The organism is Alteromonas sp. NFXS44, from assembly GCF_040148705.1.
In the GTDB taxonomy this organism is placed as follows: domain Bacteria; phylum Pseudomonadota; class Gammaproteobacteria; order Enterobacterales; family Alteromonadaceae; genus Alteromonas.
On sequence record NZ_JAGDEA010000012.1, the window covers coordinates 770,665 to 796,682 of the forward strand.

The following is a 26,018-nucleotide window of genomic DNA, read 5'->3' on the forward strand; positions in this document are numbered from 1 at the left end:
AGCGTTTACTCCATTGTGATGGTCAGGCTGACATTGGCTTCTGTTACCGCAAAAGCAATGTCGTCAAAAGAAGGCGGCCCCATGACGTGAGGGTTTGTGCTGAATCCATAAGGTTCCGTAGGAATGCCGAGCAGGTTGCTGTTTAAGGTGTTATTACCATCGAGATCCTGAAACACCATCACGCCATATTGCCCTTCAGGTACGTCGGCAAACACTGTGTTTTGGTTTCCTTTGTACACGGTAATAATCTGGCTCTGGAAATGTTGCCGGTTTTTCATTGCGGACGATGAGTTATAAAGCGCCACATATAACTGACCAGATTGATGACTAAGATCAGAAAACGTAATGTCTATATTTGCTGCTCCGGCTTTAAAGCCAGTGAGTGATACTAACAGGGTGAATGTAGAGACTAATACTTTCATGATGGTGTCCTTTTGGTTAAGTTAACCTCACTGTAGCCAACTGGTTTACAACTAACAGGTGCCAAAAGTCATGACTTTCAGCACCTGATTAAAAAACACCATTCACTTACTGTTTCATTACGCCAGCAAGGACTACTGCACCAATGAAGCAAACTGAAAGAAACACCACACTGCTTATTGCCGGGTTACTGGGATGGCTGTCTGTCATGCTCATCACCCGGGTACGGGCCACTTTTGAATTGGCTGAACTGGTCTACTATGCCGGTTTTGGCCTTTTCTTACTTGGCTTTGTGCTAATCAATACGTTGACCTATGTGTTGGACAATAAACGACTTGCAACAGGCTACATGGCCGTACAGGTGTCAGGTTTTTTCCTGGTATTTATCACTTGCCAGACAACCGACGGGCTTATTTTACTGGTGATTTTTGCCGGACAACTTCCCTTTTTTGCAACCCAACGCCAGGCAATGGCAACACTACTTGCTATAAACGGTGTTTGCTTTCTTCTCTATCATTTACTCTGGCAGAAAGGGTTATCGCCCTCATTGATTGCCATAGCGCTGAATCTGGCTTTTCAGTGCTTTGCACTCGCGGTGGCGCACATTGCTGTAAAAGAGGGTAAAGCACGACTAGCCTTAGAGCAGGCAAATGCCGAATTGATGTCCACCCGCTCGCTACTGGAACAGACCTCACGCCAGTCAGAACGATTACAGCTAAGTCGTGATCTGCACGATATATGTGGTCATCAGTTAACAGCTTTATTACTCAATTTAGAATTTCTGAGTCAAACCGTACCGCCGGATAAACAACAGCAAGTGCAGGAAACCAAAGCCATTGCCCGGGATTTACTGCAACAAATCAGAAGTGTGGTGAAAGAAAACAAACAGACCGCATCGTTGAATTTAAACGCCGCTATAGATTCGCTTTTTGAACATTTGCCACAGGTTAACGCCAACTTTGAGAGCCGCCTGGCGAAGCCACTCCACTCGAATCATCACGCAGAAGTATTACTACGTATCTGCCAGGAAGCGGTGAGTAATGCATTACGTTATGGAAGTGAAAAAACGATAACCATTGCCCTGCAGCAGCAAGACCATCAACTCACTATGCGTATTGCTAATCCTTATTCAGGGACAACACAAGTTAGCCTGGGTGGATCGGGTCTGGCTAATATGCAGGAACGCGCGGCCCAGTTACATGGTCACGTGACAATTTCAACCAGGGATAAAATCTGGACTGTCACAGTGACATTACCCTATCAGGAGAAGCACTATGATTAACGTTGCCATAGCCGATGACCAAATTCTTGTGCGCCAGGGTATTGCCAGCTTACTCTCGTTGCGTAATGACATCACCATAACGTGGCAGGCTAATAATGGTGAAGAGGCGTTAGCTAAACTCGATGAGCGTCCCGTGGATATTTTACTCATCGATATTCGTATGCCGGTGAAAAACGGTATTGAAACAGTAAAAGCATTGCGACAGGCACAAAACAATACACCTGTTATTGTCCTTACCACGTTCGATGACCCTGCGCTTTTCACACAGGCTATGCACGCCGGCGCCAATGGCTTTTTACTGAAAGATGTGGACACCGCAAAGCTTCACGACGCCATCGACATTGTGCATCAGGGTGGCATGCTGGCCGAGCCTGTGCTGCTAAATCAACTGAGCGATGAACAACTTTCTACGTTTGCCGATCCAAACATTGAGCCGCTGAGTGAAAGAGAACTGGATATTCTTAAACTCATTGCAGGCGGTTATTCAAATAAGGAAATTGCAGATACCGTTTTTCTGGCAGAAGGCACCGTAAAAAATCACGTATCTAATATTCTGGCTAAGCTGCACACCCGCGACCGGACCCGCGCAGTGCTAAAGGCATTGAGTGCGCAGCTCATTTAGCGCAGCTAGTCTGAAGCAGCCTCAGCGAAAACAGGAAATCCGTTCTCATTCCAGGTTAATACCCGGGCACGGGCATGACGGTTGGGATCGGTTAATGGTGTACCTTTCAGCGCTTCATAATCGCGGCTGTGATATATCATCAAATCTATTTCTCCGTCTTCACCTTTCACAAAGCTGTTGTGTCCGGGACCATAGCGCCCGGCTTTGGCGTTAGTGGTAAATACCGGCTCGCTTTTCTTATGCCAGCTTTCGGGGTCAAGTAAGTCAGCGTCGTTATTTGCCCACAACAACCCCATTGCATAACGATGATCAGTAGCACTGGCAGAGTAGGTGATAAACAGATGCTCACCGTGACGAATGACAGCCGCACCCTCATTAACTTTGTATCCCAGCACTTCCCAGTCAAGTGTTGGTTCTGACAGCAACGTTGCAGGTAACTTGAGCGTAGTTGGCGACGTCATTTCAGCAATCCATAACGCTGAGTTGTAAGTGCGCGCTTTGTTTTGTTGTGCCCACACATAATAACGTTTTCCACGGTGTGTAAACGTTGTGCCATCCAGCGCGAAGGTGTCCCAACCTGACTCAATGCGCCCGGCTTCCTGCCATTCCCCCTGCATAGGGTCAGCACTGGCATTCTTTAACGCATACATGCGGATACTGAACGGCTTATCAATGTCACCGGCAGCAAAGTAAATGTACCAGTCGTCATCGACTTTATGCAGCTCCGGCGCCCAGATATTCACACTCATTTCTCCGCGCTCATGCTTACGCCAAATGACTTTTGGTTCAGCAAGCTTGAGATCGTTTAACCGGCAAGACTGACGCAGTTCAATTTCATCAAACTTTGGCGACGTACCAATGAAGGTGTAGCATCCTGTGTCATCGTGTCTGACTAACATAGGATCTGCGCGCTGCAGTACAATGGGGTTATCAACAGGGGGTGAAGTATTCTGGGTAACTTGTTCTGCGGCTTCTGCGACCGCGTATGACGCTGCAACCGACAGCAGGGTAGCGAAGGCAAACGATTTAAGTCCCGGCATGGTATGTCCTTTCCAATTTGAAAACCAATTATTAATATTGTATTACATATTTAACATGAACCCTGATAAACTGCACACACTAAATTGTGTGATTCGAGAGTCGTTATGATAAATGGATTGAAACAAATCGCGTGGTCTTCTGCGTTGGCTTTGCTGGCCGGATGCAACACTGTTAGCGCAAAGCAGGTAGAAGTGCATGACCCTGTGATGACAAAAGAGGGTGACACCTATTATGTCTTCAGTACCGGTCCGGGTATTACTTATTATTCGTCGAAGGATATGGAAAACTGGACGCTCACCGGCCGGGTTTTTGCTGACGAACCCAGTTGGGCTGACCGTATAGCTCCCGGCTTTAACGGCCACCTCTGGGCACCGGACATCTATCAAAAAGACGGTAAGTTCTATCTGTATTACTCCGTCTCCGCCTTCGGTAAAAACACGTCGGGAATTGGTGTCACAGTAAATAAAACCTTAGATCCCGCCTCTCCTGATTATCAATGGGTAGACCAGGGCATTGTGGTAGAATCGGTCCCTAACCGTGATTTCTGGAACGCGATAGACCCGGCCATCGTAGAAGATGATGAGGGCACACCGTGGATGAGCTTCGGGTCGTTCTGGGGCGGCCTTAAGCTGGTTAAACTCGATGATGACATGGTACGTCTGGCTGAGCCACAAGAATGGTATACCATTGCCAAACGTCCTGGACGGGACACTAACGATGACGCCGATCCGGGCGAAGGCGCTATCGAAGCCCCCTACATTTTTAAGAAAAACGGTTATTACTACCTGTTCGTTTCCTTTGATAAGTGCTGCCGCGGGATGGACAGCACCTACAATATCCGCGTAGGCCGCAGTAAAAACGTTGAAGGGCCATACATAGATAAAGACGGTAAATCACTCAATGACGGCGGTGGCACGCAGGTGCTGGGCGGAAATGATGATTGGGTAGCGTTAGGTCACAATGCGGCTTACACCTTCGATGGCAAGGACTACCTGGTATTTCACGCTTACGAAACCGCAGACAACGCATTGCAAAAATTACGCATTCTTCCCATCCACTGGCAGGACAACTGGCCTGAAGTGAATGCTAGTGATTTAAATACCCGGACAACCACCTTAATCAAGAAGTAGTATCCGCACCGCCCTCGTCACTTCCATTGATGAGGGCGTTTTTGCCACGTGAGCGTACGATAGAATTTACCCCATACAAAGCATACCGCCTGTTATTTTTACTTTGATAATCAACTATATAAAAACCAAATATTAAAGTATGAATAAAATAATCATAAATAGTATTTTTATATTATAAATGTGTTTCTTTTTTGTTAGCTTAAAGTTTGTGCATTCTACGATATCAGTAATAGATGTCTGTCCTTGGGTCTGAGAAATCGTATAGCTGCAGGTGCACACAAATACTTTTTACTCTTAACTTGGAAGATTACTATGACGGTTAAAAAACAAATCCTTTTGGGATTCATTGCCATATTGTACTGCGCAGTAAGCCAGGCTGCCCTATCCCCAGGTCGCTACGTTATCGTTTCAAAATTGAACGGAAACGCCCTTGATGTGGAAGATATGAGCACATCCAACGGTGCAAATGTGATGACTTGGTTGACTTTAGGCTACGATAATCAACAGTTCGATGTAGCCGACTTAGGTGACGGAACGTATTCAATCCGTGCTGTACATAGTGGGAAGTCACTAGATGTATGGGAATGGAACAGTAACGATGGTGCCGATATAAGGCAGTTCGACTATACAGGTGCAGATAACCAGCGCTGGTGGATAGAAGAACGGGGCAACAATTATTTCTCTATCATTTCAAAATTCAACAATCGTGCAGTTGACGTTTTTGAAATGAATATGTACGCAGGAGCGGACGCCAGATTATATGGATATTGGGGAGGCGACGGACAACTCTGGACATTCCAGAAAGTTGGCAGCTCAAGTGAGTGCTATGCAGGGGCAACATTGTCGAACCGGTTTGTCAATTGCGGCGGCAAGACCATTGGTCTGAGCTGCGCCAGTGATAGCGAAACTCAGCCGGCCGTACTCACACTTCAGAACGCTTCAATCCGGAATGTACGACTCGCTGCGAACGGTGGCTCAGACGGTATTCACTGCACAAGTGGCAACTGTACGTTAGCCGATGTTGTGTGGGAGGATATTTGTGAGGATGCTGCTAGCAACAAATCTGAAGGCGGGACGATGACTATCGCCGGAGGCTCTGCATCCAATAGCAACAGTGGCTACGGCGGTAGCCCGGATAAAATCTTCCAACACAACTCTAAAAACAGTACCACCTTCATTGCCGGCGGATTCAGCGCTTACGGCCAAAACGGAAAACTCTACCGATCCTGTGGAAATTGCTCGAACAACGGCGGCCCGCGCAACGTGTATATTTATGATGTATTCATTCACGGCAGCATTGGTTCTGTTGCAGGTGTAAATAGTAATTTTGGCGATAAAGCGACAATCAGAAACCTATTTATAGAGAATTATTCACAGGGCAATCCGCCAGTTTGTGAGGAGTATTGGGGAGTGCAAAGTGGAGAGTCATCCCCGAAATGGGGGGAGTTTTGGAACTCTGCTTACTGCGATGTTTCGCCGTCTGATGTGAGTGGTTTTTAGTCGATACAGATAGACTTTTAACTTCGCGCTAGCTCAAGAGAGAAAAGCCTCGTTAGAACAAAATAACGGGCATACGTATTCCTGAGCTGGCAAATTGCACGACAAACATGCTCGCACTACTGTAATGGAGCAACATATGTACTCAATATTTCTACGTCAAATAATTACTACGCTTTGCCTTTTCAGTTCATCACTGGTTGCCATCGAACTTAACGGCACGACGGACATACACGACCCATCAACCATCATGCGAGACGGGAACACATACTGGACCTTCGGTACTGGTGCTGGAAATGCCACACTACCTTTAAATGCTCTCTATTCAACCGATATGGTTAACTGGCAGCGGGGCAGTTCACCTATCGCACCTGGAGGTTACCCCAGTTGGATAGATAACAAGGTAACCGGATTTGATGGCAATTTCTGGGCACCGGATGTCATTAAAATGAAGGGGAAATATTATCTCTATTATTCTGCCTTTTCAGCGACGCAAGGCATGCAATCTGCGATTGGCGTGATGGTTACTGATTCCCTAAACAATCCCAATTGGCAGGATTTGGGAATGGTAGTATCAACGCAGGATGAGCCTCTTTCTGCGCAGGGACAACCCGTCAACACGATAGACGCTGGTTTGTACCGGGATACCCAAGGGAAAGTCTGGATGATATACGGTTCTCATTATGCAGGGTTATTTATTCGTCAAATCGACCCGGATAGCGGGTTGCTATTCGATAGTCAACGCTACGACGCAGTTGGTAATAACGGCGACTGGAATGAGTTTGAAGCAGCGCAGGTACAATATTTACATGGCTACTACTACCTTTTTGCTAATCTAGGGGATTGTTGTGCTGGTAGCGACAGTAATTACTATATCGTTATGGGACGCTCTACATCGCCAACCGGCCCCTTCTTAGACAAAACCGGTACTGATATGTGGTCTTATGGTGGAACAAATGTATTGTCGACAAGCGGAAACTATATCGGGCCAGGGCATTTCGGTTATTTACGCCATGGCGCCCAGGATTTCGTCACCATTCATTATTACGACGGCACCACCGCATCTGGCTGGCCTGCAAGGTTAGATCTATTGAAATGGGAGACTGGCAGTGATGGATGGCCACAATTTCGAAGAGACTTTAGTTTAGGCGGTGATACGCACCTTTCAGATGGCAGGGTTACCATTACGTCCGTGTTAAGCGGTAAAGCTCTGGAGGTGGAAAATGCTGGCACTGCAAACGGTGATAACATCATTCTCTGGGACTATTGGGGAGGAACGAATCAGCAATGGGAACTTACCCATATCGGGGGTGGTTATTACACAATAATCAACGCCAACAGCCTTCAATCTGTCGATGTTTATAATTGGAGTATGCAGAACGGTGGCCAGATATCTCAGTGGCCGCTTTGGGGCGGCGAAGGACAACGATGGCTTCTTGAGTATGCCGGTAATGGCCGATTTGCGATTAAGAGTTACTGGAGCGATTTAGCACTGGACGTATTCAATATGGATGTCAATGCTGGCGCTGATGTCGTTCAGTGGGAGTATTGGGGCGGTGATGGCCAGCTATGGTTAATTAATTACGTAGATTGACCATCTTCAATATCTGGAGACGTTATCGTTACGTTTTCACTTTTCGAGTGGGGCTCACCGGCGTTACGCAACTGCCGGTGCGCCCTTTCTAATTATTTAATGCTCTGAGCTTAGTCGCCTTACTCTGTATCAAAATCAATTAAACGCACATCGACGATCATCACAGCATTAGGGCCAATTTTTCCGCTGTTCCCTTTCTTTCCCCACGCCAGTTCAGGGGGGATCACAAACTCGTACCGTGCCCCTTTCGGCAAAAGCTGAAACGCTTCTTTCAATCCTTCAATGGCTTCAGAAAGGTGGAAATTCTCAGGTGGCCCTTTCTTGTATGTATCATCCACGACACTGCCGTCCGCCAGCAGAATGCGCTGATGCACCTTTACCACGTGGGTCAGATCAGGGCATGCCTCGTTTGTGTCGTCGATAACGCGGTACATTAATCTTGACCCCGTTTTAATAACGTCATCTCTGGCTGCATAACGCTCAAGGAATGCTGCTGTCAGATTCCTGTTTTGCCCTGCCGAGCCCTTTGATTGTTTCTTTTGCTTATGTTTTGCCATAGCTTCTGTCTGTAAAATAAAAAACGCCGCACCTGATATATTCAGGTACGGCGCTGTAGCGTAGTGTAAATCACTCTGAAATTAAACGGATACCGTAAAGGCCACCGGCTACTGAGTCTTGCTCAGCTTCAAATTTCAGGGTGAGTACTTCTGCGTTTTGTAAAGACACGGGCAATGGATAGTCAACCTGATACAAATCTTCCTCTGAAGCATGCACAGGTAAATCGACTGTTGCCAGCGTCTCACCGTTGATCAAAATGCGAAAACGCCTGTTCTGATCCCCTTTGAAGTAAGTCAGCCTTAAGGTCTTCGCTCTCTTTTCCGGATTTTTTAGTTCATAGCTAAACCAGGCTGTGGCATCCCGCCAGTGATTACCATTGTTTACGCCAGCACGGGTTTGCTCACCGCGGAAGTTGTGCTCAACCTCCGGCTGCTGTTCTCCGGGGTTGATAGTATCAACCGTTATTTCCCTTAGCGCTTCTTTCTCAGCAGCCTGTGCTTTAGCATTTTCCACGAAGGCGGAGAAACCCGCCTCACTCAACTGAGGCATATACACTTCGTAGCGACTGTCATGCAAACGGAAAAACGGAATCAGGGTGACACTGTCTACATCGGGTTTATTAGCAATAGCGATATTTTCTGAGGCAACGAATGACAACGGTGCATCCTGCACACGTTTCAAACCCGCCAAAAACGTATCGGGATCTCCCAGCATGACCGGTAGCGCCTCAGGAGGACATACCTGGCCAGACGCGATATGCCCCATGCGGCTGTCGTCAGCGACAAAATTAAGCTTCTCGTTGGCAAACGCCTGCACCTTCGTGGCTAAAACAACAGGACCATACAAGATTGAATAATAATCCTGTCCGTCCGGCAACTGTTCAACGTAAGGTTTCGCCGGTAGTGAAAAGCTGATGACATCTCCATCTTTCCAGGGTCCGGTGAGGGTAATAAACCCTTCATTCTCAGCCACATCAACGGCTTCGCCATTCACTTTTACCGCCATGTTGTCTGTTAACCAACCGGGCTTGCGTATGTTTAAGGTGAAGGGCTTTGCATCACTGCCGGCATTCAGCGTCACGGTAACGTTGTTGTCATCCGGAAACTGCGTTTGTTGAGTGATGGTCCAGCCTTGTTCCTGCCAGTTCAGTTGTGAAGGCAGGAATAAGTTAATCCACAAAGCGTCGTCTTTATGGGTATAGGCTAACTCGCCATACTTGCTGTGATTTTCGATACCGGAGCCCACACAACACCACATAGAATCCTGGACGGATGAATACATCCGGTAATGACCCGGGCGCATAGGCGTGAAATACACTAACCCGCCATGATCAGGATGCTGTGAAGACAGAATATGGTTGTACATCGCGCGTTCATAAAATGCCAGATACCGGGCTTCACCCGTACGCAAATACAGCATTTTACTTAGCTTCATCATGTTGTAAGTGTTACAGGTTTCAGGCCCCTCAACGTCTTCGACCATAGGAGTGAAATCTGCTTTATCGTGAAAGTGCTCACGAACACTGTTGCCACCAATTGTGACGCTGCGCTCTTTTGAAACCGTTGCCCAGAAGAAATCAGCGGCATCTTCCCATGCTTTATTGTCAGAGACTTCGGCCACCTTCAAAAACCCAATCACTTTGGGGATTTGCGTATTGGCGTGCAGACCCGTCAGTTGATCGGTCTTCTGCTCAAGCGGAGTAAGGATACGTTGGTGTGAAAACTGTTTAGCTAATTTTAAGTAGCGCGGATCCCGGCTTATCAGCGCCATATCGCCGAACACTTCGTTCAGTCCGCCGTGTTCTGAATACAACATTTGTTGGATCTGTTCATCAGATAACGAGTCTGTCACAGACAACATCCATTCGCCTGACGCCAGCAACATACGTTTGGCTTGCTCACTGCCGCCAATCTGATAAGCATCGCGCAAGCCATGAAAAATTTTATCAATGTTGTACAGAGGCACCCAGCGGTCATTCAGGCTAAAGAGGTCAGCTTTAATCTCACCGTTGCGGATTTCATCCCACATGGCTTTGCCATCTGGTATTCCGCCTAAGTAACCACCTGTGGCTTTCTGCGCCCGGGCCAGCTCACTTAACATATAATCAAGGCGATCTTTAATCTGAGACGAGCCGGTTGCTGCCCACGCCAGACTCAGCGCAGACAGGTAGTGCCCGCCAATGTGACCATCCAGCCCGGTATTTTCCCAGTTACCATAATTCTCAGCTTTTGGCTTTAAGCCAGCTTCTTTCAGGTACGGTGCCAACAGCCGGTCAGGGTCCATTGCCATGATGTATTTAACATTAGTTTGCTGGGCATGGAGGAATGGCCCGTCAGTCACCTGAACCTGCGCTAACGGGAAGTCGAGCTGCTGCTTGCTAACCTCATGAATGACGGTGGCCGACGCCGTTTCAGTCGCTTCTTTTTGCGCAGACGTTGTCTGTGACGGCTTACCACAACCGCTCAGCAGGGCTGCAGAAATTGCGGCGCACAGCAAGGTGCGCCAAAAGACAGGAGTTGTTTTTGCCATAGTGTCACTTTACGGCTGACCTGGTTTACCAAAATCAGGCATGCCGTTATCATCCCATTTGACGAGCTTAACAAAGGTATGACGATCCGGATTCCATAGCGGGTCGCCTTCGATTTCCGTGTACTGCCGGCAGTGATAAACCAACACATCGTCACCGTCTTCAGACCGGGTAAAACTGTTGTGGCCGGGCCCGAACATGGTCACGGATTCATCGGTCCGGAATACCGGCTCCTGCAACTTTGTCCAGCTGTCCGGATTCATCAGATCGGCGTTCTCGTCTGCGTAAATCAAACCCATACAATAGTTTTCATCGGTAGCGCTGGCAGAATAAGTCACAAAAATTTTGCCATTCTTCTTCAACACAGCAGGCCCTTCGTTTACCCAAAACCCTCTGATTTCCCAGTCCAGCTCAGGTTTAGTCAGCATGACGGGCTCGCCACTGATAGTGGTTGGAGAAGACATGGGAGCAATGTAGAGGTTCGAATTACCTTTAATTCCCGGTCCTTTTTGTGCCCAGAGGTAATACAACTGATCGTTGTGATAAAACGTCGTCGCATCTAAACAAAACGTGTCGATACCGGTATCGATTTGTCCGCAGAATGTCCACTCGCCTTCTACCGCGTTGGCATCTGCGCACGTGATTGCATACATACGGTGCTGAAAGAGATCTTCTTTGATTTCACGGCTCGGTGCTGCGGCAAAATAAACATACCAGGCGCCATCGTTGAAATGAATTTCCGGTGCCCAGATTAAATCAGAATAAGGACCAGTATCCGGCTTTGTCCACACCATGCGCGTTTCTGCAGTGGCAAGCTCATCCAGCGTCTTAGCGCGACGAAGCTCAATACCTTCATAAGAAGGCACTGATGCGGTGAAGTAATAATAGCCGTCGGTGTGCTTATAGATAAAAGGGTCTGCACGCTGAGGAATGAGCGGCGTGTTGGAATTCATCATGACTGTACTCCTCTGGTCATGTTTTGACTGGATAACGTGGTTTCTTCCGCGGTATGACTTTCTCCCGGCGCTTTCACTTCTGCATCAAGAGTTGCGGCCAGGCGCTGATATTCAGCATCAGTAATGCGGTAGCGGTTCATCAACCAGCCCACGAGAAAATGAAAGACGCCCGGGATTACCGTTAGCATCAGTGCGAGACCGGTTAGCGTGAAGTCACTTTGCACTTGTTCAGGTGCATAATCGAAATACGCTAACAACCAGCCGACCATGGCGCCGGCGAAACCCATTCCGGCTTTCTGACAAAACGAAATACCACCGAAAGATAAGCCTGCGACACGCTTTCCGGACTTGCTTTGTCCGTAATCCACGGCCTCTGCGATAGCTGACCAGAAAATAGGTGCGTGGAGATCTACCACAAATGAAATTGAGAAATAAAGAATGAACGCAGCCAGTACATCGCCCTGACCGACGGTAAAGAACATAATGGCACTGAGTACACCCACCGCCATCTGGCTGAAGCGGAACAGTTTTACTTTACAATAACGCTTGGTGATCCAGGTTGAAGCCACCATCGCGAGGATAGCCGCTACCACACCCGTAGCCATGAAGTTCGCCTGCATATCCGCGCCACCGCCCAGATAGTATTTGGCGTAGAAAATAGCAACCGACCCGCGCACAACATACCCGATAGTGCCTAATACACACACGCCACAAAGGATGAGCCACTGATCGTTCTTCATCAGCAACCCGAACTGTTCTTTAAAGGGCTTTTCGTCTACCCGGTGTTCGAGACGTTCGTTAGTGGTGAAAAAGCAGAATAGAAACATAAACACAGCAAGAACCGCCATGAGCCCCATGGCAACACGATAGCCCTCTGCAAGGTTACCGTCCCAATAGTCCGCACCAGCCAGCTTCGGTACAATAATCGTGACCATGAACGCCGCTATTTTCGCAAAGAACAACCGGTAGCCATTGGCTGACAGTTTTTCCTTCGGATCCGCCGTCATTACACCAATTAATGAGATATACGGGATGGTGACAGCAGTAAACATCAAGGTGACGAAGATATAGGTTGAATACGCCCACACAAGCTTGGCGTTGTAGTCTACATCCGGCGTACTGAAGGTAAGAAAAACGGATATTCCGAAAGGGACGGACAGGAACAAAAAGTAAGGGCGATAACGGCCCCACCGGCTGGTGTATTTATCGGTAATGGTGCCCATGAGCGGGTCACTGACAGCATCGAGAAAGCGCACGAGCAGGAACATCAGCGCCATATCTGAAGGCTTTAAGCCATAAATATCGGTGTAGAAAAAGGTGATGATGAGCATCATGGAGGAAATGACCACATTCACGGCCATGTCTCCGGCACCGAAACCGATTTTTTCAAGTTTTGATAATTTCTGAGAAGTCATTGGGGGTTTCCGGTTTGCAAACCAAATGTTAACGCAACAAATATACTATTATCATACCAATTAAACTACAACCTTTATTCGATATAGATTCAGCTGATTTAAAAAGGGATAGTGATAAAAAGAAGGGATGATTGAGTCTCAATTCATCCCTTCCTGAAGATACAGTTAACCTTTGTGGATTAACAGTTCAATTACATTCTGTAGCGGATACCTGAATCCCTGGTGATGAAAAAGCGACCTTTACGGCCGCTTCATTAAACCGGGAAAGCAGCACTAGATCTTAAAGCGTGCACCAAGAGCGAATGTACGACTGTACAGAGAACTTCCGAAATTGTGTGTATCAGGATACTGGTAGTAACTCTGATAAATCTCTTCGGTTAAATTCGTCGCATCAAACGTCAGCGTCAGGTTCTCTGTAACGTTATATGTCAGCTGAAAATCCATGGAACGTTCAGGTTTGCGATACACTCCCAGAGGGTTGGCAAACAAACGGGCTTCGTAATTATTCAGGAAGTCATCGCGCCATACGTATGACAGTCTCATGCTTAACTCATTATTGTCGTAAACAAGCACACCTGAATATGAACTGTCCGATACGCCAAAGATTGGTTGGTTGCTGTACCCGTTAAGCTCACCGGTTTCACGATCAAAAATGGGAATATCCTGGCTGGAATCAAGCAAGGTATAGCTCGCCTGAACACCCAGACCGTCTAACAGTCCCGGCAAATAATCAGGGAAGTATATTGCGCCGAATTCCCAACCATCCAGTTTACCATTTGACGTATTATCCGGCAGGCTGACGATATAGGTGTAAGGTTCATCATCTGTTGGTCCCTGATAGTCCTGAGCAACGACAGAATCGTAAACAAAACCTTCGATGTCACGTGTGAAGTATGTCGCATACAGAGAGCTTTCCGGAGCAAAATACCACTCAAGTGAAAAGTCGATATTAGTAGATTCGACAGGCTTAAGATTCGGGTTACCACCTGTCGCTGTACCGTAACCAATGTCAGTAACATCCGGGAAGTATCTGACATAAGAATTAAGCTGCGACATTTCCGGCCGGCGTATTGTTTCGGTGTACGCTGCGCGTAACATCAAATCCTCAGCCAGCTCATAACGCAGTACTAAGCTGGGCAAGAGTGTATTATCACTTCGCTCTGCGAAGCTCTGAGGAGGAAGACTGGTATCTTCAGTAAAGAAGGTCATGTCTGCATCGTTCATTTCATAACGGAGACCAAATTGCCCGTCTAAAACACGTCCGGCAACTTCAGTATTGAAATCCACCTGCCCGTAAAGAGAAATGGTTGTTTCCTCAATGTCGAAGTTATAGAAAATTTCGGGGTTTGCCGGCAGTCCGGCTAATTCACGGTATTGCTCACGGTTATTGAATGCATAATAACCATTTGCAGCAACCCATGATGAAGGAAAGTTGGCATTGCCATCAAAGAAGTTACTGTTTGTGTATTGCAGGTTCTCATCATAATCAGTGAGCAAACCGCCTACAGCAGACCCCACATAATCATAAGCCCCTTCTTTAGCAGTCCTGCGATCTATAAAGCTTCCGAAACTCACTTTCGTGAATATGTCATTCTCAAGGAAATATTCACCGTCTACTGTCCAGGTAATCGCATCACCCTCTGAAGCCGATGCATTGTCATAAGCCTCACCTACAGAATAAAGAGATGCATCTGCAGGGTCTGTTTCAGGGTATTCAAGTGAAGGGATGCCGCTGCCGTCATTCACATTCATGAAGACGCGGGGCTGCACAGTTGTTCCACGAAGCGCAAAGAATTCCGTTGTATACTCGGATTTCTGATAGTAGATCTCGGATTTAAGGCTAAGAAAGTCAGTAACTTGCCAATCCCCGCCCAAAGCGAACAGATAAGTATCTGTCTTCGCTTTCGACACATCGCCAGAAGTAAAGTTAAACGCATCATTCACATATCTGGATTGGACGATGTTCGTGCCATCGATGAGTGTAACAGGATCATTCGGATCTACGTTACCCCACCAGTCTACAAACTGGAAAAATAGCGAGTTAAAGGATTCCTGTTCATAACCGTTATAAAACGCTTCAAACGTGTAGGTGGAATCACTGTCAGGCGCCCATTGCAGGGAGAGATTAACGGCCGGACGTTCACGCTTTCCGGTAAAATCCGAAGCAAATATTGCATCTCTGCTCAAATAATATTCAGCGTCAGTACCGTTCAGATTCAGTGTTGAGCCGGGCGCAAAAGACAGACCGGCATCCAGTCCGGGAGACCAGCATTCCGGTGAACATTCCGCCGGAAAAATACGTTGGAGCGGACCATACTCAGCGCCGCCTAACATCGCACCAGTAGGTGAAGAGGATGTAAAAGGCACCATGGCGCCGGCTGTAATGCTTTGATCCCTGAAATTAGTACGGGTGTAGGCTACGTTTAACAACGCACCAAACTCGCCATTGTCACCCAGGTCCCAGCGATCAGATGCCAGCATGCTGATTTGCGGGTCAGTTTTATCGGCTTGCTCCTGATGAACAGCGCGTCCGGCAAATACAAATGTTTTATCATCAAAATTAAACGGTCTTTGTGTTTCTACATCAATCTGGCCGGCAATACCGCTACCGATTTGTGATGCTGAACGTGTTTTATAAACACTGACATTGCGTAGTAAAGCGGCCGGAATATCAGCAAGAGCAACCATCCTGCCTGAAGCTGTAAAGACGTTCCGGCCATTTACAGTCGTTGTGACATCGTTCAGGCCACGTATCGTAACCGTATTAACTTCACCGGCACCACGGTCGGTAACCTGAACACCCGTTACACGCTGTAATGCTTCAACTACGTTGTTATCCGGAAACTTACCAATATCTTCAGCTACAATGGCATCGACGATTTGAACATTATTTCTTTTAATATTAATCGCTTTACTTAAACTGGCCCGAACACCCGACACTTCAATTACTTCAATGTCATCAGATTGGTTACCAGCGTCATTTGATGTATCGGACGGTGCTGTCTGCGCAATTGCAGCATTGCATGACAGTGCAAATAAAACAGCACTGGCAAGGTGTGTTCGGTTAAACATTTAGATAAGTACTCCGGTTGAGATGTCGCTAAAATGGTCTGCAATACCCGAAAAAAAACAGGTACATTGCTGAGGCAATCAGCACGTCGGGTAGCAGTTCTGCGAGACCATTTTCCCTGTTAAAGATTTGTTACCCTGCTTTGATAATATTGTATGATATATTTCCTGTCAACAGGATTAATTTAACGAATTATAAACAAGCAGATAAAGACAGGGTCAATGCATTTTCCCGGTCGGTATTTTGGTTGGATTATGAAGAATTTTTGCTTTAATTCAGCCGGATAGAGATGATCTTTCTCAAGAAATCGTAAAATATAAAGCTTGACTTGTAGCTTAGTTTCAAAAATTAAGCGGCTCTCAAGTCCAGGCCTTTAGCGTATTTCTGCATTAAAACCACAAATAAATACTACAATAGTATATTAATTTGCTGAAACGCGTTCTTTTAAGGGCATGTGTCCATATTATGGTCTCCACAAAATGCACAGGAAAACAAGCTCACCGCACTAAAACCGTAATAAAGTTACACAATAAAAAAAGCCCGGTCTGGCCGGGCTGAAATAAAACGTGAATTAAATCCGGTGTTACAGTTGATACCTCACACCCAGCGCATAAGTGCGGCTGTAGATCCCGCTTGAGAAGTTATAAATATCAGGATACTGATAATATGCCTGAAAAACTTCGTCAGTAAGGTTGGTGGCATCAAACGTCAGCACCAGATTGTCGTTCACATTGTACGAAAGTTGGAAATCTAAGCTTTGTTCCGGAGCACGATACCGCGCCAACGGGTTTGCAAAGATGGCAGCTTCGTTGTCGTACCGGAAGGCATCGCGCCATACGTAAGACAAACGGGTACTGAATTTTTCCCTTTCATAAGCCAGAACAACACTCAATGATTCATCAGAGACGCCAAACATTTCTACTGTTTCGTAGCCGACAGGGTCCGGGTTAGTCGGATCTTCAGGATCGAAAATCGGCAAATCCTGAGACGAATCTAATGTTGTGTAGCTAGCCTGTACGCCGGCCCCCTGAAGCCATGCAGGCAGATCATCGGGGAAATAGACCAGACCAAGTTCAATACCCTCTAAACTACCGTTCGCTGAGTTAGCCGGTTGGGTAAGAATATGTAGCAACTCACCAATGTCTTCACCAATTTCGTCAGTGTCATCCGGATAGTCGTAATACACTTCAGAGCGGGAATTTACCACAAGGCCATCGATATCCCGTTTAAACCAGGTGGCATAAATTGCGTTACCCTCGCCGAAGTAGTATTCCAGCGAGATGTCCAGGTTTGTTGAGATTACCGGCGCAAGTGCCGGGTTGCCTGATGAAGCCGTTCCCGTTCCGACAGACGTCACGCCTTTGGTGTACGTGGTATAAGGGTTAAGTGAACCGAAGTCCGGACGACGCATGGTTTCTGTGTAAGAGAAACGCAGCATGTAGTCATCCCAAAAATTATAGCGGGCAAGGAACGTGGGAAGCACTTCACGGCTTTCGTTTTCGCCGCTGTCCTGCTCCACAATCTGGTTAACCGTGTCTACGCGTACAAAGCTGTAAGGTGTGCTGGCATCGGTATAGCGCACACCGACTGCACCATCCAGAAAGCCGCCGGGCACATCGTATTCATACTTTGCCTGTACGTATAAATCTAATGTGGTTTCGTCAGCTTCAAATGTAGGTCGTAAGATAAGCGACGCGCCGCCGGTAAGGTAATCATCCACCGGCTGGCCGCTTTCGTCAGTAAATCCGTAAAGTTGTCTGAAGTAATCAAGGTTATCAACCATGTAGTCGACATTTCCGATTAGCCAGCCATCAGGAAATTCTGCCCGGCCATCAAAGAAATTTTCAGTTCTGTCGAGGAATTCATCCGGCATATCTGTCATCGGAATATCGTATTGATTCACGACCACATTCGCTGTGCGACTTTCGTTACTTAATTCCCGTTTTTCGTACAGCAAGCCAAAATCAACCTCCATGACGCCGGCAAAATCTGTCAGCCAGTTTGCATCGAGATATAACGCATTTGACGTACCTTCATCACGGGAGCCGTTGTCCCATGCCGGTCCCATCGAATATAAACGCGGGTCGTACAAATCGGATTCGTCAACATCGCCGGTCGCAGGATTATCATGGAACGTTAAGCCTGCAATGCCTTCTCCGGTATTAAAGTCGGCAGTCATTGCATAGTAATCGTGCAGCAGGCGAATCGCGAAGAAGTCGGAAGTGAACACACTCTTTTGCGACACAATCTCTGCCGATAAAGTAAGGTCGTCAGTAAGAGACCATTCGCCACCTAAAGCAAACATCAGGGTGTCTGTCTGGCGCTCATCAACGTCTGTACTGTTGAAATCGGTCTCCCATACACCATAGCGGGGATCGCCATCATAGACAGTGCGCTCTTTCACGATGTTTGTACCTTCATAAAATACAATATCGTCATTGAAGTCTATGTTGTAAGCAGAGTCGGGGTAGGCAAAAAACAGACTGTTTCTTACCCGTTCACGGTAGCCGTTGTAAAACACCTCAAACACGTAACTGGAGTAATCATCCGGTGCCCACTGAAATGATAAATTCAGCGCAGGCCGTTCCCGCTTACCGGATAGATCGGACGCAAAAATAGCATCTCTGGACAAGATATAGTCATTTTCATAGCCGTTAGTATTCAGGGTAGAACCAGTGGCAAACGGTAAGCCGTTTTCCAGGCCCGGCTCCCAATAGGCCGAATTGATCCGCTCGTAGGCAGGGAACTCGCCACTATTCCCAAACCGGTCAAGCCCCTCACCTTCCGGACTTGCAGTAAAATACGGAAACACAGCACCGGCGGTAATCCCCTGGTCTCGCCAGTTCGTGCGTGCATAAGCTATATTCACCAGCGCACCGAACTTACCGTAATCTGTATCCCAGTTATTGCTGAGCATCACACTCAGGTTAGGATCAACGGTGCCTTCCTGATCAGAGTATATTCCGCGGCCGGCAAAGGCGAACTTACTTCCTTCGAAATTGAAGGGACGGTTGGTAATTACATCAACCTGACCGGCAATACCGCTTGGCACTTTGTCAGCCGAGCGTGCTTTGTACACATCAACCCGGTTAATCAGCGATGCCGGCGTATCAGCCATGGTATAAAAACGGCCGGTGGAGATGTACATTTGCCGCCCGTTCACGGTGGTAGTGATATCGGTTAAACCGCGAATTGACAACGTCCCGACTTCACCCCGGTCACGGTTAGTTACCTGAACACCGGGCACACGCTGTAAGGCCTCTATCACGTTGTTGTCAGGAAACTTGCCGATATCTTCGGCAACGATAGAATCGACGACTTCAATTTTTTCCCGCTTAATATCCAGACTTTTTGCCAGTGATCCGCGAATACCGGAGACCTGAATGACTTCTACAATATCCTCTTCACTGTTTTCTGTTTGTTCATTTTGTTGTGCAATGGCTGCGTGGGTGAGCGTCATTAAAGACGCAGCCACGGCCGTGCTTAATATAGTGGGTTTAAACATGGTTTTCTCCCGGATTCTCTGTGACCCTATTTCTCGGGTCTTATTTTGTTGTCCTTTGACCGGGAGACATCCTCCCGGCCTCACCCGTTTCTTAGTTGCTGCCTTCTGCAAACAGCGCCTGTACATCGTCAGCAGACAGCGGGTCGTCGTAGATCACCAGCTCGTCCATCAAGCCCGAAAAGTTTGCATCCCAGGGGAAGAGATTCGTAGCCAGCGAGAAGCCCGAATTTGCTCCGGATGCTGTAAATACATCAGGGAAGTTTTCCAACGTGCTGACCAGTTCACCGTTGATGTATCCGTAGAAGGTGCCTTCATTGACTACAAAAACGATATGCGTCCAGCTACCGGTAGGAATTTGCGCATTTAAAGTGCCGTCAAACCATTGCTCGCCTGACCACACCATGGTGTCACCGGAGCCCGGACCAAACGGGACCAAACTGATCCAGCTGTTAGACGCGGCATAGCCAAAGAAAGTGGTCGTAAACTGGTTCAACGAGGCAGGGTTCAGCCACATTGATACTGCATAGCTGTAATCTGAAATAAGGCCATCTGGTAACTTGACGCCCGGTCCCTGATCTCCTTTGAACTCCGCTGCCATACCGGCTACACCGGCCTGATAAGTCAGCGACGTATCAGCAGGGACAATAAGGGGCGTGTCAGCAGTTTTAGTGGCTTCTTCGCCGGCAGCAAAGTTACCTTGCGCGTCTTCGAGGTTCTCCTCGAAACTAAAGCGTGCAATGGCTTCAGGCGGGGTGTTTGAAATGACATTGGCAACAAAAGACTTTGACACCGACTGGCCCGCCAGAGATATTGTGGCAGTCAGGGTCACTTCTGCATCCGCTTCACCACGGGCCGGACGGGTGACTTTTCCGGTAGCAGGATCGATAACCGCAGTGTTACTTGATTCCCAATTCAACGCCGAAGCAAACGGCCCGGTATGCGGTAATGCAATATCGGTAATAACGAAGTCCAGGTTGCCAAGCTCCAAATCTGCCTGAGCAATATTCACCAGTGCTTCTGCTGGTAACTGCTCAACATCCAGCGCTGAAATTTCAGCTGCAGACAAAGCTTCATCATAAATTTTCAATTCATCATACTGAGCATTCAGCGGTACATCCCAGAAGTTAAGACCAAGGGAGATGATTGCGCCTTCAGGTCGTACAGTAAAAATATCCCTGACAGACGACGCTGTTCCCACCAGTGCGCCATCATAGAAAATGCTGACGAAACCCTGCTCTACCGAGAATGCCACGTGATGCCACTCATTGAGCGGGAAAGCAACGCCTGTGAGTCCGTCAAACCAGCTGACAGCCCCTTCATCATCCACGTAGTTAGCCCAGACCATAAGCTCTGCATTCCAGCTGACAGGCAGGAAGCTGATCCAGCGATCGGTTTGATTTGCCGCGAAAAATGCAGGGCTAAAGAACTGCGTTTGTGCGGTATTCAGCCAGAAAGAGACGGTGTACTGATAACTGTCAATGAGGTTGTCTGGCAATAATATGCCGTAAGAACCATCCAGGTTAACGGCACGACCCTTTGCACCATCCGAGAATACAGCACTGGCACTGGTGAACGAATTGACGTCCGTAACAGACTGCGCATCGTCATAATTCATCAGTGAGTCATCCAGGCTGTCCTCGAAGGAGTACCATGCTGTGCGGTTGTACGTAGAACGGGCAATCACTTTGACGTCTTTTGTTACAGAGAGCGCTTGTCCGTTTATGTCAACGTTGGCTGTGAGCGTAACGACCTGATCGCCCTCATCCACGTTAGGCCGGGTTACTGCACCTGAAGCAGATATAAATTGCGGGTGGCTGGACTCCCAGGAGATAACAGCTCCCCGTGCACCAGTGCTTTGCAAAGACAGGTCGTTTTTCACCTCCAGCATGGCATCAGGGTTTGCCGGATTAGCAAATGCAACATCAATGGCGTTGCTGATGTCATCAACCACGTCAGCAACAGACTGCTCAGGCAGTTTCGCTGCCAGTAAACTCTCACCGGCACCGCTTAATGCAGAGATGACAACTTCAAAACGGGCGTCTTCCACGTTCCACTGCCATTTGGCGACACCTTCATAAACCGTGTCATCATCGAGGGTAAGGCGGATCCGCGACGGGTCGTCACTGTATAGTTTATATGTACCTGTCAGCTGCCCCTGAATACTGCGCCCCTGCGAATTTAAGGTAACGTAAACAGATTCGTGTTCGTCGCCATTGCTGTCGTTGCTTTGCAGAATAAGACGGTAATCTCCTGCAACATCCTCTGCATCAGTGACATTCTCTCCGTCAACCGGCGCGTAGCGATGTGGCGAAACGACTAACCAGCCATCGTTGTTAATCCACATCTCATGCACCCGCACGGCATGCGCTTCCGGATTGTCGTAGCGACCTTCTTCATCAGGAAAACGGGTATGGGTGAACAGCAAATATTTATTCAGCTCCTCATCATATAAGGCTGAATTATGGCCCGGCGCGTTGTAACCGTACTGACTTGAGGTTTCCCCGAAGGCCGATGACCACAGATGACTACCAAGGAGTTTGTTACCGTAATTGTTTGCTACGGTTGCGCCTGTCATGTCATTACCTGCCGCATCCAGGTAAGGGCCGTCCGGTGTTCTTGAGCGGGCAACACGGATGTTATAGCCGTCACCGGCTGCAAATCCGGCGTTTGACCAGAACAAATAGTAATAATCGCTGTCAGGGCTGTAGATGACAAACGCACCTTCAATGGCGTTGTAGTTGCCGCCCACAAGGTGTTTACCGTAACCTTGCCCGGCTTCCGGCATACCTGTTTGCTCATCCATCGTCAGTACAAAAATACCGCCGGAGTAAGAGCCGTATACCATCCACAGATTACCGTCTTTATCGTAAAACGCTGCAGGGTCTATTGCATTGGGATGTACAGCCGGATTATAGGTTTCCACGCCGTCTACGGGGTAGGCGGCCAGTTCGGCTTCATCATGATAGCCCGATCTGAGGAAAACACCTTTATCAACGTAAGGACCCTCTACAGAGTCGGATGTTGCCAGACCCAGATATGAGCGGTGCCAGCAAACTTCGTCACGCTCGGGTGTGTCAGGATTATCCTGTGCACAGTGATTATAATAAAACCAGAACTTACCATCAGGGGCTTGTATAACATCAGATGCCCAACTGCCGGTAAAATCATCGGTCCACGCGATACCTTCCGCAAACTCCGTGGAATAAGTGTTAAATAACGGAGATTCATCCACCATATTATTGGCGCTTAATGACGAGATATATTCCCACGTCTGAAGATCTGTTGTTTTCGCGGCCGCCAGATGTGAACCGAATATGTAGTAAGTACCATCAGCCTTCACAACAGACGGGTCATGTACGCCAATATCCATATATGCACTGCTATCGGTAATAGCAGCCGCAGGATTGGCCAGCGTCTGGTTTTCAACAACCGTGATGGTTTCGGGGGGAGTGCTGTCTTCCCCTGAACCGCCACACCCTGTGACACAGAGGATGCTGCTCACGATGAGCGCCGATCTAGGTTTCATTCTCGTTTTCCCTCAAGATTATTATTGTGCCCTTTACGATGAAGAGCGTTGTCATACGACGAATGGCAAAGTAAAGTGACCAACATCGCAATAAAGTAATACAATAGTATTTTTAAAATTTTTACATCGTCTACATTAATATTACAATACTATTAAACAGTTTTTTTACATCTATCCTAATAACCAATAGCTGTTCCGAACGGTCAGCTTTGAGGAAAAATAAAAAATATCGAATTAATATCAACATGTTATACGTAAATAATCGCCACGCCCGATATTGTTAAAAATTTGGTATGGTGAATTCAGGTCACAACAAGGAATTTACATGAAAAGCGTATTGTTATCGTCTGCGGCTCTGCTTCTTAGTGGACAAGTATTCGCACAGAATCCGATCATTACCGATGTGTTCACTGCCGATCCGGCGGCCATGGTGCATGATGGTACGGTATACCTTTACACCGGCCACGATGAGGCGCCCAACAACGATGTCTTTTTCGAAATGCACGACTGGCTGGCGTTTTCTTCCACCGATATGGTGAACTGGAAGTCACATGGTCCCATTATGAAAGCCACTGATTTCAGCTGGGCGAAAGGCGATGCCTGGGCGTCACATATGATTGAAAAGGATGGCAAATTTTACTTTTTCACCACCGTCCGTCACAAAGACGACAAACCCGGCTTTGCCATTGGGGTAGCGGTATCAGACTCTCCGACAGGTCCTTTTAAAGACGCCATTGGCCATGCCCTTGTCACAGATGATATGACCAGACAGACCCCGAATGACTGGGATGACATTGACCCGGCAGTTTATGTTGAAGAAAACGGTGATACCTACATGTTCTTCGGAAATCTGGTACCGAAATACGTCAAATTATCAGACAACTTGCTGGAACTGGATGGCGAGATAAAAGTTATCGATGTCCCCAATTATACAGAAGCTTCCTGGGTTCATAAAAAAGGCGATAACTACTACTTTTCCTACGCTTGCGAGTTTCCGGAAAAGATTTGCTATGCGATGAGTAAAAGTATTCACGGCCCGTGGGAGTATAAGGGCATTTTGAATGAAGTGGCGGGCAATACCGAGACGAATCACCAGTCTATTATCGAATTTAAGGGCCGGGATTACTTCATTTATCACACCGGTGCTCTGCCACCAAAAGGCGATAAGCCAAGTGGAGGCCGGTTTCGCCGCTCAGTTGCCGTAGAGCCGCTTCACTACAATAAAGACGGCTCGCTGCAGCGGGTCATTATGACAACAGAAGGTGTTACTCAACCAGCCAGGGAAGATTAATATGCAACGTAAACTACTGAAAATTTCACTGTTAACTGCGTCGATATTGGCGGGCAACGCATTTGCTGCCAATCATGAAGTAACAATCAGCGCGAACCTGCAAGACCGTGGTGCTGTCATTAATAAGGATATTTACGGCCAGTTTGCCGAGCATCTCGGCCACGGTATTTATGAAGGATTATGGGTCGGTGAAGACTCGGAAATCCCGAACACAAAAGGGTTCCGGAATGATGTTGTCGGGGCCCTGAAAGACATCAAAGTACCGCTGATCCGCTGGCCGGGTGGCTGTTTCGCCGATGAATACCATTGGCGCGAAGGGATTGGCCCCAAAGATGAACGCCCGGTAAAAGTTAACACGCACTGGGGTGGCGTTGAAGAAACCAATGCTGTGGGTACTCACGAATTCTTCGATTTAGCAGAGCTCATTGGTGCAGATGTCTACATTAACGGAAATCTGGGTAGTGGTACCGTGCAGGAAATGGCGGAATGGGTTGAATACATGACGTCTGATAAAAACTCTACCCTGGCCAATGAGCGACGCGCTAACGGACGCGAAGAACCCTGGGACATTAAATACTTCGGCATTGGCAATGAATCATGGGGTTGTGGTGGTCACATGGACCCTGATTACTATGTAAACCTGTATCGTCAGTACGCCACGTTTATCAAAACCCCTAAGGGCAAGAGGCCTCTTCTGGTGGGTAGCGGTGGCGACACAGATAATACGGAATGGACAGACGTTCTGAGTGCAAACATAGACCGTAATATGGATGGTATCAGTTACCACTTCTACACCCTTCCCACCAGTGACTGGCAGAAAAAAGGGCATGCTACAGAGTTCGATAACGCCATGTGGTTCAAAACCATGGAGCGCACTTATCGAATGGAAACTTACCTGAAGAATAATATCGACATCATGGATAAGAATGATCCTGACGGTAAGCTGGGCTTTTATGTGGATGAATGGGGTACATGGTACGACGCAGAAGAAGGACGGGAGCCCGGTTTCCTATATCAGCAAAATACCCTTCGTGATGCTGTGGTAACCGCAGTAAATCTGAACCTGTTCCACGAATACGCCAGACGTGTTCATATGACGAATATCGCGCAGATGGTGAATGTATTACAAGCGATGATCCTAACGGATGGCGCAAATATGGTGAAAACGCCTACCTATCATGTTTATGGTATGTACACGGTATTCCAGGACGCCACATCCATTCCTTTCAAACTGGATACATCGCGCTATTCAATGAACGGGGAAGATTTACCGGCTGTGACAGGTTCACTGGCAATGGGCACGGATGGCCATATGTATCTGGCCTTAGTTAATATGGACCCGACAGAAGATGCCGACATTGACCTGAACTTTGATGGCAAGGTAAACAAAACCTTATCCGGCAGTATTCTCACCGCCGGTAACATTACCGCAAAAAACACTTTTGACGATCAACATAACTTAGAGCCAAAGCCCTTTAAAGCGAGTGCTGATAAGTTGGTGCTTCCGGCGAAATCTGTGGTTGTACTGACGTTAAACTGATTAGACAGTATAAACCAAATAAAAACGGGCTGGTGTGTATTCAC

The 26,018-nt window shown here is 47.6% G+C and carries 16 protein-coding genes; 7 read left to right on the forward strand and 9 right to left on the reverse strand.

Features of this window, described 5'->3' with window-relative positions; translation table 11 throughout:
• Window positions 1-5 precede the first annotated feature (5 nt).
• The gene (locus tag J3369_RS20440; protein WP_349590452.1) at window positions 6-422 is read right to left on the reverse strand and encodes a DUF2141 domain-containing protein; all 417 of its coding nucleotides are present in this window, start codon (window positions 420-422) and stop codon (window positions 6-8) included.
• Between the two features lie 143 nt (window positions 423-565).
• Between J3369_RS20440 and J3369_RS20445 the strand changes: the two genes are divergently transcribed.
• Window positions 566-1,702, forward strand: a complete 1,137-nt coding sequence (locus J3369_RS20445; protein ID WP_349590455.1) for a sensor histidine kinase — start codon at window positions 566-568, stop codon at window positions 1,700-1,702.
• A complete protein-coding gene (locus J3369_RS20450; RefSeq protein ID WP_349590458.1) occupies window positions 1,695-2,324 on the forward strand; it encodes a response regulator transcription factor in 630 nt (209 codons plus the stop codon). The genes J3369_RS20445 and J3369_RS20450 overlap by 8 nt, the downstream gene beginning before the upstream one ends.
• A gap of 5 nt (window positions 2,325-2,329) precedes the next feature.
• Here the strand turns inward: J3369_RS20450 and J3369_RS20455 are convergent, their stop codons facing one another.
• Window positions 2,330-3,364, reverse strand: a complete 1,035-nt coding sequence (locus J3369_RS20455; RefSeq protein WP_349590461.1) for a glycoside hydrolase family 43 protein — start codon at window positions 3,362-3,364, stop codon at window positions 2,330-2,332.
• 105 nt (window positions 3,365-3,469) lie between these two features.
• On the opposite strand from J3369_RS20455, the gene J3369_RS20460 reads away from it, so the two are divergent.
• From J3369_RS20460 to J3369_RS20470, 3 genes are all read left to right on the forward strand, one after another.
• Window positions 3,470-4,495, forward strand: coding sequence for an arabinan endo-1,5-alpha-L-arabinosidase (locus J3369_RS20460; protein WP_349590463.1), 1,026 nt, complete (start codon window positions 3,470-3,472; stop codon window positions 4,493-4,495).
• A gap of 312 nt (window positions 4,496-4,807) precedes the next feature.
• A complete protein-coding gene (locus J3369_RS20465; RefSeq protein ID WP_349590465.1) occupies window positions 4,808-5,995 on the forward strand; it encodes a pectate lyase in 1,188 nt (395 codons plus the stop codon).
• Between the two features lie 136 nt (window positions 5,996-6,131).
• Window positions 6,132-7,586 (forward strand): family 43 glycosylhydrolase, encoded by a 1,455-nt coding sequence (locus J3369_RS20470; RefSeq protein WP_349590468.1) that lies wholly within the window; start codon window positions 6,132-6,134, stop codon window positions 7,584-7,586.
• A 119-nt stretch (window positions 7,587-7,705) separates the two neighbouring features.
• On the opposite strand, the gene J3369_RS20475 is transcribed toward J3369_RS20470, so the two are convergent.
• From J3369_RS20475 to J3369_RS20505, 7 genes are all read right to left on the reverse strand, one after another.
• On the reverse strand, window positions 7,706-8,143 hold the full coding sequence (locus J3369_RS20475) for an FKBP-type peptidyl-prolyl cis-trans isomerase (RefSeq protein WP_349590471.1): 438 nt from the start codon (window positions 8,141-8,143) through the stop codon (window positions 7,706-7,708).
• A 70-nt stretch (window positions 8,144-8,213) separates the two neighbouring features.
• Window positions 8,214-10,673, reverse strand: coding sequence for a beta-L-arabinofuranosidase domain-containing protein (locus J3369_RS20480; protein WP_349590474.1), 2,460 nt, complete (start codon window positions 10,671-10,673; stop codon window positions 8,214-8,216).
• A 9-nt stretch (window positions 10,674-10,682) separates the two neighbouring features.
• Window positions 10,683-11,624 (reverse strand): glycoside hydrolase family 43 protein, encoded by a 942-nt coding sequence (locus J3369_RS20485; protein WP_349591100.1) that lies wholly within the window; start codon window positions 11,622-11,624, stop codon window positions 10,683-10,685.
• On the reverse strand, window positions 11,624-13,042 hold the full coding sequence (locus J3369_RS20490) for an MFS transporter (protein ID WP_349590477.1): 1,419 nt from the start codon (window positions 13,040-13,042) through the stop codon (window positions 11,624-11,626). Before J3369_RS20490 ends, J3369_RS20485 begins: the two co-directional genes overlap by 1 nt.
• Window positions 13,043-13,315: 273 nt before the next feature.
• The gene (locus J3369_RS20495) at window positions 13,316-16,114 is read right to left on the reverse strand and encodes a TonB-dependent receptor (protein WP_349590479.1); all 2,799 of its coding nucleotides are present in this window, start codon (window positions 16,112-16,114) and stop codon (window positions 13,316-13,318) included.
• Window positions 16,115-16,695: 581 nt separating this feature from the next.
• On the reverse strand, window positions 16,696-19,617 hold the full coding sequence (locus tag J3369_RS20500) for a TonB-dependent receptor (RefSeq protein WP_349590482.1): 2,922 nt from the start codon (window positions 19,615-19,617) through the stop codon (window positions 16,696-16,698).
• A gap of 91 nt (window positions 19,618-19,708) precedes the next feature.
• On the reverse strand, window positions 19,709-23,143 hold the full coding sequence (locus tag J3369_RS20505) for a LamG-like jellyroll fold domain-containing protein (protein WP_349590485.1): 3,435 nt from the start codon (window positions 23,141-23,143) through the stop codon (window positions 19,709-19,711).
• 325 nt (window positions 23,144-23,468) lie between these two features.
• Between J3369_RS20505 and J3369_RS20510 the strand changes: the two genes are divergently transcribed.
• Both J3369_RS20510 and J3369_RS20515 read left to right on the forward strand, forming a co-directional pair.
• A complete protein-coding gene (locus tag J3369_RS20510; protein WP_349590488.1) occupies window positions 23,469-24,434 on the forward strand; it encodes a glycoside hydrolase family 43 protein in 966 nt (321 codons plus the stop codon).
• Window position 24,435: 1 nt separating this feature from the next.
• Window positions 24,436-25,974: an alpha-N-arabinofuranosidase gene (locus J3369_RS20515; RefSeq protein ID WP_349590491.1), complete on the forward strand. Its 1,539-nt coding sequence runs from the start codon at window positions 24,436-24,438 to the stop codon at window positions 25,972-25,974.
• The last annotated feature ends 44 nt before the right edge of the window (window positions 25,975-26,018 follow it).

Coding starts and splice junctions, on each gene's coding strand:
- J3369_RS20440 (WP_349590452.1), bottom strand. CDS start 422: ATGAAAGTATTAGTCTCTACATTCACCCTGTTAGTATCACTCACTGGC.
- J3369_RS20445 (WP_349590455.1), top strand. CDS start 566: ATGAAGCAAACTGAAAGAAACACCACACTGCTTATTGCCGGGTTACTG.
- J3369_RS20450 (WP_349590458.1), top strand. CDS start 1,695: ATGATTAACGTTGCCATAGCCGATGACCAAATTCTTGTGCGCCAGGGT.
- J3369_RS20455 (WP_349590461.1), bottom strand. CDS start 3,364: ATGCCGGGACTTAAATCGTTTGCCTTCGCTACCCTGCTGTCGGTTGCA.
- J3369_RS20460 (WP_349590463.1), top strand. CDS start 3,470: ATGATAAATGGATTGAAACAAATCGCGTGGTCTTCTGCGTTGGCTTTG.
- J3369_RS20465 (WP_349590465.1), top strand. CDS start 4,808: ATGACGGTTAAAAAACAAATCCTTTTGGGATTCATTGCCATATTGTAC.
- J3369_RS20470 (WP_349590468.1), top strand. CDS start 6,132: ATGTACTCAATATTTCTACGTCAAATAATTACTACGCTTTGCCTTTTC.
- J3369_RS20475 (WP_349590471.1), bottom strand. CDS start 8,143: ATGGCAAAACATAAGCAAAAGAAACAATCAAAGGGCTCGGCAGGGCAA.
- J3369_RS20480 (WP_349590474.1), bottom strand. CDS start 10,673: ATGGCAAAAACAACTCCTGTCTTTTGGCGCACCTTGCTGTGCGCCGCA.
- J3369_RS20485 (WP_349591100.1), bottom strand. CDS start 11,624: ATGAATTCCAACACGCCGCTCATTCCTCAGCGTGCAGACCCTTTTATC.
- J3369_RS20490 (WP_349590477.1), bottom strand. CDS start 13,042: ATGACTTCTCAGAAATTATCAAAACTTGAAAAAATCGGTTTCGGTGCC.
- J3369_RS20495 (WP_349590479.1), bottom strand. CDS start 16,114: ATGTTTAACCGAACACACCTTGCCAGTGCTGTTTTATTTGCACTGTCA.
- J3369_RS20500 (WP_349590482.1), bottom strand. CDS start 19,617: ATGTTTAAACCCACTATATTAAGCACGGCCGTGGCTGCGTCTTTAATG.
- J3369_RS20505 (WP_349590485.1), bottom strand. CDS start 23,143: ATGAAACCTAGATCGGCGCTCATCGTGAGCAGCATCCTCTGTGTCACA.
- J3369_RS20510 (WP_349590488.1), top strand. CDS start 23,469: ATGAAAAGCGTATTGTTATCGTCTGCGGCTCTGCTTCTTAGTGGACAA.
- J3369_RS20515 (WP_349590491.1), top strand. CDS start 24,436: ATGCAACGTAAACTACTGAAAATTTCACTGTTAACTGCGTCGATATTG.